Below are 12,039 nucleotides of genomic sequence, written 5' to 3'. Positions count from 1 at the left end.
GACGTGGGCTCGACGGCTAGTGGCGGCGGTGCCGTCGAAACCCACCCCGTGAGGCGGCGCCGCCGGCGCCGCCTCACGGGAGCCACCTACGTCCCGTGGCTCTTCCTGTTCCCCGCCGCGCTGATCTTCCTGGTCTTCAAGTTCATCCCGATGGCCGAGGGCATCCGGCTCTCGCTGTTCGAGGTCCGGCCGTTCCTCGGGGACATCTTCGTCGGTTTCGAGAACTACGCGACGATCCTGCGGGACGAGAAGTTCCTGACCGCCAGCTGGCACACCCTCGTGCTGGCGGGCGGTCAGACGGTCGGTGCGATGGTGATCGGCTTCTTCCTCGCGTTGCTGCTCGAAGGCCACACCAAGTCGCTGTGGTTCGTCCGGTCCGCGGTGTTCCTGCCCGTCGTGGCGGCCACCGCGGTCATCGGTGAGATCTGGCGGCTGTTCTTCTACCCGGCGCCCGAAGGCTTCCTCAACGAGCTCATCTCGTGGGTCGGCCTCGGGCCCTGGGAGTACATCCACAGCACCGACACCTCGCTGGTGTCGGTCATGTTCGTCGGCATCTGGAAGCACGCGCCGTACGACATGGTGCTCATCCTCGCCGGGCTCGCCGGCATCGACCGCCAGCAGTACGAGGCCGCCGCGATCGACGGCGCCTCGACGCCGCAACGGATCTGGAACGTCACGCTCCCCGCGTTGCGCCCGGTCATCACGATCCTGCTGACCCTGGCGGCGATCCGCGGCCTGCGCGTCTTCACCGAGGTGTACGTGCTCACCGGCGGTGGCCCGGCCGGATCGACCGACGTCTGGATGACCCGCGTCTACACCACGGCGTTCGAACAGTCCGAAGCCGGACTCGCCTCGGCTGGTTCTGTGCTGTTGTTCCTGGTTACCTTGATTCTGACGGTCAGCGTGCAGTGGTACCGCCGCAGGAGGGAAGCGCGATGAGCACCGTGAACTCAAGCCGCTTCGACAGCGCCATCGGCTGGTCCGCCCGTCCGGACGCGTGGGTGAGCAAGGGCATCCGGTTTCTTTTCAGCGCCCTCGCTGTAATCCTTTTCTGCGGCCCGCTGCTGGTCATCTTCTCCGGCGCGTTCGACCACAACCCGGACCCGACCAAGCTGTCGGTGATCCCGGACAACCCGTCGCTGATCAACTTCCAGGTCGCGGCGGAGAACAAGATCTGGCACTACCTGATGAACTCGTTGGTCATCGCGGGTGGTGCGCTGCTGTTGCAGCTGGCGGTGAGCGTTTTCGCCGCATACGCGTTGGCGCGCAAGAAGTTCCGCGGTCAGGCCATCGCACTGTTGGTCATTCTCGCCACGATGATGTTGCCGGAGGAGGTCATCGCGATCCCGCTGTCGCTGGTGATCGGAGACCTACCGCTGGTGCACGTGAGTCTGAAGGGCACCCTGCTCGGCGTCATCCTCCCGCTGGGGGCTTGGGGTTTCTCCATCTTCGTCATGACGGAGTTCATGAAGGAGATCCCCGGCGAACTGGAGGAGGCGGCCAAAGTGGACGGTGCCGGGGAGCTGCGCCTCTTCGCGCAGATCATCCTCCCGCTGTGCAAGCCCGCGCTCGGCGTCATCGCCGTGTTCGGCTTCAACATGATTTGGGAGCAGTACCTGCTCCCCCTGATCGTCGCCGCTGACCCCTCCGATTACACGCTCACGGTCGCACTTCTCGCGCTCCGGTCCGACGACATGGTCGGAACGGGCATCGTGCTGGCCGGTGCGTTGCTGGCGCTGGTACCGAGCCTGGTCGTGTACCTGTCGCTGCAGAAGTCCTTCCTGCGTGGGATCACCACCGGAGCGATCAAGGGATGAGTCTGGTTATGCAACTCGATGGTGTGCTGTTCTTTCCGGTGACCCCGTTCGACAGCGAGGGGAACATCGCGTACGACGTGCTCGCCGAGCACGTCAAGCACGGTGTCTCCGCCGGGCCGGGCGCGGTGTTCGCGGCCTGCGGCACCGGCGAGTTCCACGCGCTGGAGCTGGGCGAGTTCGAGAGGGCGGTCGCGGTCGCGGTCGAGGCGACCGCGGGCAAGGTGCCGGTCTTCGCCGGGGCGGGCGGCTCGGTCGCGCAGACCAAGCAGTTCGTGCAGGCCGCGGAGCGCGCCGGCGCCAACGGCATCCTGCTGCTGCCGCCCTACCTGGTGACCAACCCGGCCGCCGGTCTGGTGCGGTACGTGGCCGAGGTCGCCGGCATCACCGAACTGCCGATCATCGTGTACCAGCGCAACAACGCGCGGTTCACGCCGGAGACCGCGGTCGAGGTGGCGCGGATCCCGAACGTCGTGGGTCTGAAGGACGGCCTCGGCGACCTCGACCAGATGCAGCGCGTCGTGCTGTCGGTCCGTGCCAACGTTGACAAGCCGTTCCAGTTCTTCAACGGCCTGCCGACCGCGGAGATGACGCAGCTCGCGTACCGGGCCATCGGCGTCGAGCTCTACTCGTCGGCGGTGTTCTGCTTCGCGCCGGAGATCTCGCTCGGTTTCTACAACGCCGTGCAGTCCGGTGACACGAAGCTCGTGAACCGGTTCCTGTACGAGTTCTACAAGCCCCTGGTCGAGCTGCGGGACAAGGTCCCCGGCTACGCGGTCGCGCTGGTGAAGGCCGCGGTGCGCGCGAACGGCCTCGAGGTCGGCGGCGTGCGCCCGCCGCTGGTCGACCCGGCCGAGGAGCACCTGGCCTCGCTGGACAAGATCATCGCCGCGGGCAAGGCACTGCTGAGCTGAGAGGGCGTTCGGAATGAAGATCACTGAGATCGTCCTGACACCGATCGCGTTCCGGGACCCGCCGCTGCTCAACTCGGCCGGCGTGCACGAGCCGTGGGCGCTGCGCACGATCGTCGAGGTCCACACCGACGAGGGAATCTCCGGGCTGGGGGAGACCTACGGCGACCTCGGGCACCTGGAGCGCTCGCGGTCCGTTGTGGACTCCCTGATCGGGCTCGACGTGTTCGCGTTGAACGAGATGCACGCGCGCGTCGCCGCTCAGCTCGGGGGCAAAGCTGGACCGGACAAGCACGGGCTGACCGGGAAGATCACCGCGGAGAGCACCGTCGACCGCGTGTACTCGCCGTTCGAGGTCGCGTGCCTGGACATCCAGGGCAAGGCCCTCGGCCGTCCGGTGCACGACCTGCTGGGCGGCAAGGTCCGGGACTCGGTGTCCTACTCCGCCTACCTGTTCTACAAGTGGGACGGGCACCCCGGCGCCGAGCCCGACGAGTGGGGTGAGGCGATCGACCCCGCCGGCATCGTCGCGCAGGCGTCGAAGATGATCTCGCGGTACGGGTTCGGGTCGATCAAGCTCAAGGGCGGCGTCTTCCCGCCGGAGCAGGAGATCGAGGCGATCCGGGCGCTGCGCGAGGCGTTCCCGGACCACCCGCTGCGACTCGACCCGAACGCGGCGTGGTCGGTCGAGACGTCCCTGCGGGTCGCCGCCGAGCTCGACGGCGTGCTGGAGTACCTCGAGGACCCGACGCCGGAGATCTCCGGGATGGCGGAGGTGGCCGCGAAGGCACCGATGCCGTTGGCCACCAACATGTGCGTGGTCGCGTTCGAGCACCTCAAGCCGTCGGTGGAGCAGGACGCGGTGCAGGTGCTGCTGTCCGACCACCACTACTGGGGCGGCCTGCAGCGGTCGCGTCAGCTAGGGATGATCTGCCAGACGTTCGGCATCGGGCTGTCGATGCACTCGAACTCGCACCTCGGCATCTCGCTGGCCGCGATGACGCACCTGGCCGCGGCGACGCCGAACCTGAACTACGCCTGCGACACGCACTACCCGTGGAACGCGGCCGACGAGGTCGTGGAGCCCGGCGTGCTGTCCTTTGTGGATGGTGCTGTACCGGTGCCTTTGACTCCCGGCCTCGGTGTGTCGCTGGACCGTGACGCGCTGGCACGCCTGGCGGAGAACTACGTCCGTTGCGGCATCACGGCTCGTGACGACACGGGCTACATGCAGAAGTTCGACCCGAGCTACGAGAGGAAGCGTCCCCGGTGGTGAAGTCGGTTGTCCACGCCTACCCGTGGGACCTGATCGGAGACCCTGAGGCCGTCACGCGATACCAGGGCCTCGGTGTCGACGCGATCGCGCTGGCCGCGTCGTACCACACCGTGCGGGCCGCGACGCCGCTCCATCCGTCGCATCGGCTCGTCGACGCGCGGCACGCGGCGTTCTACCTGCCGGTGCGGCCGGAGAAGTACGGCCGGCTGGTGCCCGCCGAACCGTCCTGGATGGACGGTCCGGACTCGTTCGGCGAGGCGGCGGCACTGGTTCGTGCCGCCGGACTGCCGGTGTACGCGTGGACCGTGCTGACGCACAACTCGCGGCTGGGAGACTTGCATCCGGACGTGACGGTGGTGAACGCGTTCGGGGACCGTTACCCGTACGCGTTGTGCACCGCGCAGCCCGACGTCGTCGAGTACACGTCGGTGCTGGTGTCCGAGGTGCTGGAGCTCGGCGCGCCGGACGGGATCATCCTGGAGGCCGCCGGGCCGCTGGGGTTCTTCCACGGCGGGCACCACGAGAAGACCGACGGCACGGACTGGAACGCGGTGCAGCAGAAGCTGTTGTCGCTGTGCTTCTGCTCTGCCTGCACAGCCCTGTACGCCGACCCGGATGCCCTGCGTGACGCGGTCCGGGCCGGGGTCGATCGCGGGGCACCCACCGTCGAGGAAGCGCTGGGTGCGCTCGCGGACGACGTTCGGGCCGTGCGCACCGGCGTGGTGCGGTCGTTGCGGCAGCGGCTGGTCGGCGAGATCCGAGCCGCCGCACCCTCGGTCCGCGTCGGCATGCACGTGACGGCGGACCCCTGGGGCACCGGGCCGTTCGCGACCGTGGCCGGTGGTGTCGGCGCGGACGTCGACGTGCTGACGACGATGTGCTGGCCAGGCCCGGACGTCGCGGTGCCCGGCATCGAGGCTCTTCGCGCCGCTGCCCCGGACACGCGGATCGCCGCGTACGTGCTGGGGCTGCCGCCGAAGCCGGCCGACGGCGCGGCGTTGTCGAAGGAGTGGCTCGCGTACCTCGACGCCGGTGTGGAGGAGTTCCACCTCTACCACGGGGGTCTCGCGTCCGCGGCAAGGCTGGAAGCTCTGCGAGAGGCTGTAACCGCCGTCAGCCGGTAACTGTGAAGAGAAGTCCCGAAGAGTCACTGCAACCCGTTGTGACCGTGGTTCCGTCCTCTTCACATGAGGCACATAGGAACCGTAGTTGGCACTGGCGTCCTGCTGCTCGTCATCTCGGCCTGTGGCAGTGCGCAGAACGTGGGCACCGGAGCAGGTGGCGGTCAGGAGCTGCCGACCGCCACCTCGTCCTCCGAGAGTTCTCCCGGGATGCCCCCGAACTCCGCACCCGGAGAGATGCCGCCGGACGGCAAACCCGTGACGAAGCTCGACGCCAACGCCCTGCCGCCGGACCAGCCGCGCACGGTGTGGACGGTCGGTGACGGCAAGACCGTCGGAGTGATCGCCCAGGAGGGCGGCTGCGGCAAGGCGAGCGCGTCCGTGCTGGAGCAGAACGCTTCCACGGTGAAGATCGAGCTGCTCGAGACCCTGCCGCTGACCAAGCAGATGTGCACCATGGACATCCGCTTCCCCCCGCTGACGGTGCAGCTGTCCGAGCCGCTCGCCGAGCGCACGGTCGTCCTGACGTCGCGGACGGAACAGAAGTAGACCTTCCTCCCCCCACGGTGCCCGGCCGGCACCTGCCCCGCCGGCCGGGCATCACCACTTCGGTGTCCGAGGGGCCAGAACATTCGACCGGACAAGCCACAGGACATTTAACAGGGACTTCTTGTCCCGGTTTGCGAGGATGGAGCGCATGAGAAACGCCGTCGCTGCCGTTGCTCTCGCCGCCGTGCTCGTCGGCTGCTCGTCCGGCACGCAGTCGAGCGCGCCGGGCTCCAGCTCACCGGGCAGCACGCCCACGGGCACCAGCGCGCCGGGCTCGAGCGGCACCCCGGGCTCGTCCGGCGCCACCCCCACCGCGCCCGTGCAGCCCCCGGTCTCCATCTCGGAGGAGAAGCCGGTCGTCCCGCCCAACGTCACGCCCGTGGCGAAGGAGAAGGTCGACACGACATCGTTGTCAGACACCTATCGCGACGAGGCCTACGTCTTCGGCGACGGCCGCGACGTCGAGGTCTTCGGCGTCGGCGGCGGCTGCAAGGAGGCGCGCGCCGAGATCGCCGGCCAGTCCGCCGACGTCGTCCAGATCACGCTCGTCACGATCACCAAGCAGCCGCCCGGCACCATCTGCACCCAGGAGGTCCGCCAGGTGCCGCTGACCGTCCGGCTCGACGCACCCCTCGGCACCCGCCGCCTCGTGCTCGAAGCGCGCGAGGAAACCGGCTGACCTGTCGCCTGCGGGTGCGCGGGCACGCGTTGGACGTCCTGCGACAGGGCTTGGCGGCGCACCGCACGCCCTCGCGTGCGCCGCCAGGCTCCTGGGTCGGCTGACCGCCCTGTTCCCCATTGACTGCGAAGTTCTGGACCGCTCTCGACCGGTCGTTTCCCACCGGACCTGAATCGAGGACCATGCGCGCACGCGCCGGCCGGAGCCTGCGAGGGGTGATCGTCGCCCTCGCGGGCCTCGGCCTGCTCGCCGGATGCGGCGGACAGAAGACGGGAGCGGAGTCGCCCGGCGCCGCGGTCGACGCCTACGTGATCGCTCTCAACGCGAAGGACACCGCCGCGCTGGAGAAACTGGCGACGCCCGGCAACGACGCGGCAGCCGACATCAAGCAGCGGATGGACGCCCACGGGGGCAAGGACATCAGGCTGGAGGAGAAGAACATCTCGTCCGACGTCGCCCCGGACGTGGCGAGCGCCCAGCTGCGGGGACGAACGGTGGGCGGCGCGTACGAGGAGCGGCTGACCCTGACCGTCAAGGACGACCGCTGGCACGTGGTGCTCGGCTCGGCCCGGCCCGATCCGGCCAAGACGACGGCGGGGACGTCCCCGGGCTAGGGACGTCCCCGCCGCCGTGACCTACTTGCGGAAGCTGATCTGCAGGGTCGGGGTGGACGTCTCCGCGAAGAAGTCGTTGCCCTTGTCGTCGACCACGACGAACGCCGGGAAGTCCTCGACCTCGATCTTCCAGACCGCCTCCATGCCCAGCTCGGGGTACTCGAGCACCTCGACCTTGCGGATGCAGTCCTGCGCGAGCCGCGCCGCCGGGCCACCGATCGAGCCCAGGTAGAAGCCGCCGTGCGATGAGCAGGCGTTGGTCACCTGCTTGGAGCGGTTGCCCTTGGCGAGCATGACGAGCGAGCCGCCCGCGGCCTGGAACTGCTCCACGTAGGAGTCCATGCGACCGGCGGTCGTCGGGCCGAACGAACCGGAGGCGTAGCCCTCGGGCGTCTTGGCCGGACCGGCGTAGTAGACCGGGTGGTCCTTCAAGTACTGCGGCATGTCCTCGCCGGCGTCGAGGCGTTCCTTGATCTTGGCGTGCGCGATGTCGCGCGCCACGACCAACGGCCCCGTGAGCGATACGCGCGTCTTCACCGGGAGCTTCGTGAGGATCTCGCGGATCTCCGACATCGGACGCGTCAGGTCGATGTTCACGACCTCGTCGGAGAGGTCCTCGCCCTCGATCTCGGGCAGGAACTGCGCCGGGTCGCGCTCCATCTGCTCCAGGAACACGCCCTCGGCCGTGATGCGGGCCTTGGCCTGGCGGTCGGCCGAGCACGACACCGCGATGCCGACCGGCAGCGAGGCGCCGTGGCGGGGGAGACGGATGACGCGCACGTCGTGGCAGAAGTACTTGCCGCCGAACTGCGCGCCGATGCCGAAGTTCCGCGTCAGCTCCAGGACCTGCTGCTCGAGGTCCGTGTCGCGGAACGCGTGGCCCAGCGCCGAGCCCTCCGACGGCAGGGTGTCGAGGTAGCGGGCCGAGGCGAGCTTCGCGACCTTGAGGTTCTGCTCGGCGGACAGGCCGCCGACGACGACCGCGAGGTGGTACGGCGGGCACGCCGCGGTGCCGAGCGAACGCAGCTTCTCGTCCAGGAACGTCGCGAGGCGCTTCGGGTTCAGCACCGCCTTCGTCTCCTGGTAGAGGAACGTCTTGTTCGCGCTACCGCCGCCCTTGGCCATGAACAGGAACTCGTAGACGGGCTCCTGGCCGGGCTTGTGGAACACCTCGATCTGCGCGGGCAGGTTCGTGCCGGTGTTCTTCTCGTCCCAGAACGTCACCGGAGCCATCTGCGAGTAGCGCAGGTTGAGCTCCTGGTAGGCCTCGTAGACGCCGCGGGCCAGCGCCTGCTCGTCGTCGCCGCCGGTCAGGACGGTCTCCGAGCGCTTGCCCATGATGATCGCCGTGCCGGTGTCCTGGCACATCGGCAGCACGCCACCGGAGGAGATGGCGGCGTTGCGCAGCAGGTCCATGGCGACGAAGCGGTCGTTGCCGGAGGCCTCGGGGTCGTCGATGATCTTGCGCAGCTGGGCGAGGTGCGACGGGCGCAGCAGGTGCTGGATGTCCCGGATCGCTTCCTTCGCGAGCAGCGTCAGCGTCTCGGGCGCGATCTCGAGGAACTTGCGGTCACCGGCCTCGATGAGCTTGACCCCGTCGGAGGTGACGAGGCGGTACTCGGTCTCGGTGTCCTTCGCGAGGGGGAGGACGTCGGTGTACTCGAATGTGGTGGGCACGGGGTACACAACTCCAACGGTGTGCAGTTCGGATCAGAAAACCGTACCGCCATCAAAGGGACGTATCGCTGCCACGGCGTTGTTCCGTGCCCCACATACGCGGAAGGCCGGGGCGGCCCCCGGCCGTCCCGACCTTCCTTCGCGTGCTAACCCGACTCACGACGGGCGTCGCGTGGCTCTGGTAACGCCCGACCGTGCCGTGAGTTGAGTCACAAGTCAATACTGCCGACCGGGTGAGACCCGACCGTGACTCCAGCTGGGGTTACGAGGCGTAGGCGCGCAGCTTCGCGGCGCGTTCGCCCTGGCGGAGCTTCGACATGACCTCGCGCTCGATCTGACGCACCCGCTCGCGCGACAGGCCGAACCGCTTGCCGATCTGGTCGAGCGTGCGCGGCTGGCCGTCCTCGAGGCCGTAGCGCAGCCGGATCACGGCCTGCTCGCGCGGCTCCAGCGTCGCGAGGACGCGGCGCAGGTCGTCCTGCAGCAGCCCGGAGATGACGGCGCTCTCGGCGTCGGTCGCGTCCGAGTCCTCGATGAAGTCACCGAGGGGAGCGTCCTCCTCCGTGCCGACCGGCATGTCGAGCGATACCGGGTCACGGGCGTGGTCGAGCAGGTCGGCGACCTTGTCGACGTTGAGGCCGGCTTCCTTCGCGAGCTCCTCGTTCGTCGCCTCGCGGCCGAGCGTCTGGTGCAGGTCGCGCTTGATCCGCGCGAGCTTGTTCACCTGCTCGACGAGGTGGACGGGGAGGCGGATGGTGCGGCCCTGGTCGGCCATGCCGCGGGTGATCGCCTGGCGGATCCACCACGTCGCGTACGTCGAGAACTTGAAGCCCTTGGTGTAGTCGAACTTCTCGACCGCGCGGATCAGGCCCAGGTTGCCTTCCTGGATCAGGTCCAGCAGCGGCATGCCGCGGCCCGTGTAGCGCTTGGCCAGCGACACGACGAGACGCAGGTTGGCCTTGAGCAGGTGGTCCTTGGCACGGCGGCCGTCGCGGACGAGCTCCCCCAGCTCTGCGCGACGGGTGGGGGTGAGGCGCTTGGCCGTCTCCATGACGTGCTGCGCGAACACACCGGCCTCGATGCGCTTGGCGAGCTCCACCTCCTCTTCGGCGGTGAGGAGCGCGGTCTTGCCGATTCCGTTCAGGTAGACTCGAACGAGGTCGGCTGCTGGTCCTTGCGCGTCGAGTTCGTGCTCGACGACGGCGGGCGTGTTCTCTCCGACTTCACGGTCGGAGATCCTCGTGACGGTCATGGATCTCCCTCCCCCTGGTGCGGGCGACGCTGCTGTCGGTCAGGACAGTCGCGCGTGGCGGTCAAGGCGGCGCGGCGCTGCGCCCTGGTTGCCGGTTGCGGCGGGCCCGCTCGGGATCCCATCGCTAGCTGGCTGATACCTGGGTAACGAAGACGATTCCGAATTCGTTCCCGACTTCCATGACCTGAAGACGTCGCCGCTGTCACAGCGGTTGCGCGACTAATCTGAGGATTGGCTGAGAACCGTTTAGTCAGACCTCGACGATCACCGTGAACGGACCGTCGTTCACGCTCCGTACCTTCATCTCCGCCCTGAATCGTCCCGTTTCGACGTGCGCGCCCTTTTGGCGTAGTTCCTGCACGACGGCGTTCACCAACGGTTCCGCGTGCTCGGGCCGGGCGGCCGCCGTCCAGGACGGACGGCGGCCCTTGCGGGTGTCCCCGTAGAGGGTGAACTGGCTGACGACCAGCAGCGGAGCACCGGTCGACTCGCACGACAGCTCACCGTCGAGGATGCGGAGCCCGTGCAGCTTCTGCGCCATTCTGGCCGCCTGCTCGGGTGTGTCGTCGTGATGGACGCCCAGGAGCACCAGCAATCCGGGCTCGTCGATCGCGCCGACGATCTCCCCTTCGACTTCGACACTCGCCTCTGTGACGCGCGCCACAACTGCTTTCACGCGGGAATCAACATTCCGTGCCGGATGAGATCACGAACGATCGGCAAGGCCGCTTCCGCGTCGATTTCTCCGTAAGCGAACTCGAGCAGCGCGAGCAGGTCCTCCAGCGGCAGGGCGCCGTTGCACCCGGCGACGAGCTTCGCCGTCGCCTCGTCGACCTCGTGCTGCCAGCCGGGCCCGTCGGTGCGGTGCAGACGCGCGACGACCTTGCGCCAGCCCTCGTCGCCCGGCTCGGACACCTCTTCGAGCAGCACGGTGTCGGCGACCCGGAACCGCTGCCCCAGCAGGTCGGGGTTCGCGCGGAGCCACGCGACGTTGTCGAGCCAGCGCGCCGCCTCCGGGCCCAGCGGGTCGTCGTAGGCGTGGCGCAGGTCCTCGCAGATGACCTGCGAGTGCATCTCGTCGGTGCGCCGCAGCGTCACGTAGCCGAAACCGACGCCCTGGACGTCGTTCTCCTCGAACCAGTCGAGCCACGCCGCGGCCTTCCGCCGGCCCTCGGGGCTGCGCGGGTCGACGCCCGCGTCCTTGAGCCACGTGCCGACGTAGAGGGCGGGCTCGGCGATGTCGCGCTGCACGAACCACGCGTCGATGCCGCCCCGCGGCAGCCAGCCGGAGACGCGCTCCTCCCAGTCCTCACCCCTGCGGTGCACCCACGACGCGAGGAGCTGGCCGACGCCGCCCTCGTTGAGGAACGCGGGCAGCTGCCGGATGACCAGCGCCGACGCGTCGTCGCCGCCGAGGCCGGAGTCGCGGTAGACGAAGTCCACGCGCGGCGGGCCGACGACGAACGGTGGGTTGCACACGACGTGGTCGAACTTGCGCTTGGCGACCGGCCCGAACCACTCGCCCTGCAGCGTCTCGACGTCGAGCTCGTTCATGCGGAACGTGCCCTGCGCGAGCCTCAGCGCGCGCTCGGACAGGTCGGTCGCGGTGATCTTCTGGGCGTGGGTGCTGGCGTGCAGGGCCTGGACGCCGCATCCGGTGCCGAGGTCGAGCAGCGTGCCGACCGGGGTGCGCTTGGTCGCGCGGGCGAGGCTGATGGACGCGTGACCGACGCCGAGCACGTGGTCCTCGGGGACCGCCGCGCCGCGCAGGTCGGAGTCGAGGTCGGCGATGACCCACCAGTTGTCCTCGTACGGCCGCACGTCCAGTCCGGCCCTGAAGTCCCCCGCGGTCTTGTCGACGGCCAGGACCTCGTTCTTCACGGCGTCGTCGATGTCGACACCGCCGAGCGCCCGGCGGACGTCCTTGTCGGGCTCCTCGTCGCCGAGCAGGAACAGGCGGATCAGCGTGCCGAGCGACCCGGCGTCCTTGCTCGCGCGGCGGGCGGGCTCCGGCTCGCCGCGGCCGAGTGCGGCGTGGGCCTGCGGGCCGAGCGCGTCGACGACGCCGTCCGCGGTGTAGCCGGAGTTCAGGAAGGCCTCTCGCAGACGAGCGCAGAGATCGGCAGAAAGATCGGGGTGCACGGGA

12 protein-coding genes are annotated in these 12,039 nt (G+C 68.9%); 8 read left to right on the top strand and 4 right to left on the bottom strand.

Annotation, left to right across the window (positions count from 1 at the left end; genetic code table 11):
* Nucleotides 1–48: 48 nt before the first annotated feature.
* The 8 genes from ACWF7A_RS32870 (at nucleotide 49) to ACWF7A_RS32835 (ending at nucleotide 6,964) form a co-directional block, all read left to right on the top strand.
* Nucleotides 49–939, top strand: coding sequence for a carbohydrate ABC transporter permease (locus ACWF7A_RS32870; protein ID WP_452254395.1), 891 nt, complete (start codon nucleotides 49–51; stop codon nucleotides 937–939).
* Nucleotides 936–1,817 carry a carbohydrate ABC transporter permease gene (locus tag ACWF7A_RS32865; protein WP_452254394.1) on the top strand — a complete coding sequence of 294 codons (882 nt, stop codon included), beginning with the start codon at nucleotides 936–938 and terminating at the stop codon, nucleotides 1,815–1,817. The genes ACWF7A_RS32870 and ACWF7A_RS32865 overlap by 4 nt, the downstream gene beginning before the upstream one ends.
* Before the next feature lie 8 nt (nucleotides 1,818–1,825).
* On the top strand, nucleotides 1,826–2,728 hold the full coding sequence (locus ACWF7A_RS32860) for a 5-dehydro-4-deoxyglucarate dehydratase (protein WP_452254393.1): 903 nt from the start codon (nucleotides 1,826–1,828) through the stop codon (nucleotides 2,726–2,728).
* A 13-nt stretch (nucleotides 2,729–2,741) separates the two neighbouring features.
* Entirely contained in the window at nucleotides 2,742–4,001 is a 1,260-nt protein-coding gene (locus ACWF7A_RS32855) for a glucarate dehydratase family protein (protein ID WP_452254392.1), read from the top strand.
* A complete protein-coding gene (locus ACWF7A_RS32850) occupies nucleotides 3,998–5,125 on the top strand; it encodes a hypothetical protein (protein WP_452254391.1) in 1,128 nt (375 codons plus the stop codon). The genes ACWF7A_RS32855 and ACWF7A_RS32850 overlap by 4 nt, the downstream gene beginning before the upstream one ends.
* Nucleotides 5,126–5,188: 63 nt before the next feature.
* Nucleotides 5,189–5,671, top strand: a complete 483-nt coding sequence (locus tag ACWF7A_RS32845) for a hypothetical protein (RefSeq protein ID WP_452254390.1) — start codon at nucleotides 5,189–5,191, stop codon at nucleotides 5,669–5,671.
* A 148-nt stretch (nucleotides 5,672–5,819) separates the two neighbouring features.
* Complete coding sequence (locus ACWF7A_RS32840; protein ID WP_452254389.1) at nucleotides 5,820–6,350, top strand: hypothetical protein; 531 nt, start codon at nucleotides 5,820–5,822, stop codon at nucleotides 6,348–6,350.
* A gap of 182 nt (nucleotides 6,351–6,532) precedes the next feature.
* Complete coding sequence (locus tag ACWF7A_RS32835; protein WP_452254388.1) at nucleotides 6,533–6,964, top strand: hypothetical protein; 432 nt, start codon at nucleotides 6,533–6,535, stop codon at nucleotides 6,962–6,964.
* Nucleotides 6,965–6,985: 21 nt separating this feature from the next.
* On the opposite strand, the gene ACWF7A_RS32830 is transcribed toward ACWF7A_RS32835, so the two are convergent.
* The 4 genes from ACWF7A_RS32830 to ACWF7A_RS32815 all read right to left on the bottom strand — a co-directional run bounded on the left by ACWF7A_RS32830 (nucleotide 6,986) and on the right by ACWF7A_RS32815 (nucleotide 12,035).
* The gene (locus ACWF7A_RS32830; RefSeq protein WP_452254387.1) at nucleotides 6,986–8,650 is read right to left on the bottom strand and encodes a fumarate hydratase; all 1,665 of its coding nucleotides are present in this window, start codon (nucleotides 8,648–8,650) and stop codon (nucleotides 6,986–6,988) included.
* Nucleotides 8,651–8,903: 253 nt separating this feature from the next.
* On the bottom strand, nucleotides 8,904–9,893 hold the full coding sequence (locus tag ACWF7A_RS32825) for a sigma-70 family RNA polymerase sigma factor (protein WP_452254386.1): 990 nt from the start codon (nucleotides 9,891–9,893) through the stop codon (nucleotides 8,904–8,906).
* 250 nt (nucleotides 9,894–10,143) lie between these two features.
* Nucleotides 10,144–10,569 carry a D-aminoacyl-tRNA deacylase gene (dtd, locus tag ACWF7A_RS32820; RefSeq protein ID WP_452254385.1) on the bottom strand — a complete coding sequence of 142 codons (426 nt, stop codon included), beginning with the start codon at nucleotides 10,567–10,569 and terminating at the stop codon, nucleotides 10,144–10,146.
* Nucleotides 10,566–12,035, bottom strand: a complete 1,470-nt coding sequence (locus ACWF7A_RS32815) for a DUF7782 domain-containing protein (protein WP_452254384.1) — start codon at nucleotides 12,033–12,035, stop codon at nucleotides 10,566–10,568. The genes dtd and ACWF7A_RS32815 overlap by 4 nt, the downstream gene beginning before the upstream one ends.
* Nucleotides 12,036–12,039: the final 4 nt, after the last annotated feature.

It is taken from the genome of Lentzea sp. NPDC055074, from assembly GCF_053608005.1.
This window is presented reverse-complemented; position numbering and strand designations above follow the sequence as displayed.

Bases quoted from the DNA above. Each gene is read 5' to 3' on its own strand.
- ACWF7A_RS32865 (WP_452254394.1), top strand. From the start codon at position 936: ATGAGCACCGTGAACTCAAGCCGCTTCGACAGCGCCATCGGCTGGTCC.
- ACWF7A_RS32860 (WP_452254393.1), top strand. From the start codon at position 1,826: ATGCAACTCGATGGTGTGCTGTTCTTTCCGGTGACCCCGTTCGACAGC.
- ACWF7A_RS32855 (WP_452254392.1), top strand. From the start codon at position 2,742: ATGAAGATCACTGAGATCGTCCTGACACCGATCGCGTTCCGGGACCCG.
- ACWF7A_RS32845 (WP_452254390.1), top strand. From the start codon at position 5,189: ATGAGGCACATAGGAACCGTAGTTGGCACTGGCGTCCTGCTGCTCGTC.
- ACWF7A_RS32840 (WP_452254389.1), top strand. From the start codon at position 5,820: ATGAGAAACGCCGTCGCTGCCGTTGCTCTCGCCGCCGTGCTCGTCGGC.
- ACWF7A_RS32835 (WP_452254388.1), top strand. From the start codon at position 6,533: ATGCGCGCACGCGCCGGCCGGAGCCTGCGAGGGGTGATCGTCGCCCTC.
- ACWF7A_RS32825 (WP_452254386.1), bottom strand. From the start codon at position 9,893: ATGACCGTCACGAGGATCTCCGACCGTGAAGTCGGAGAGAACACGCCC.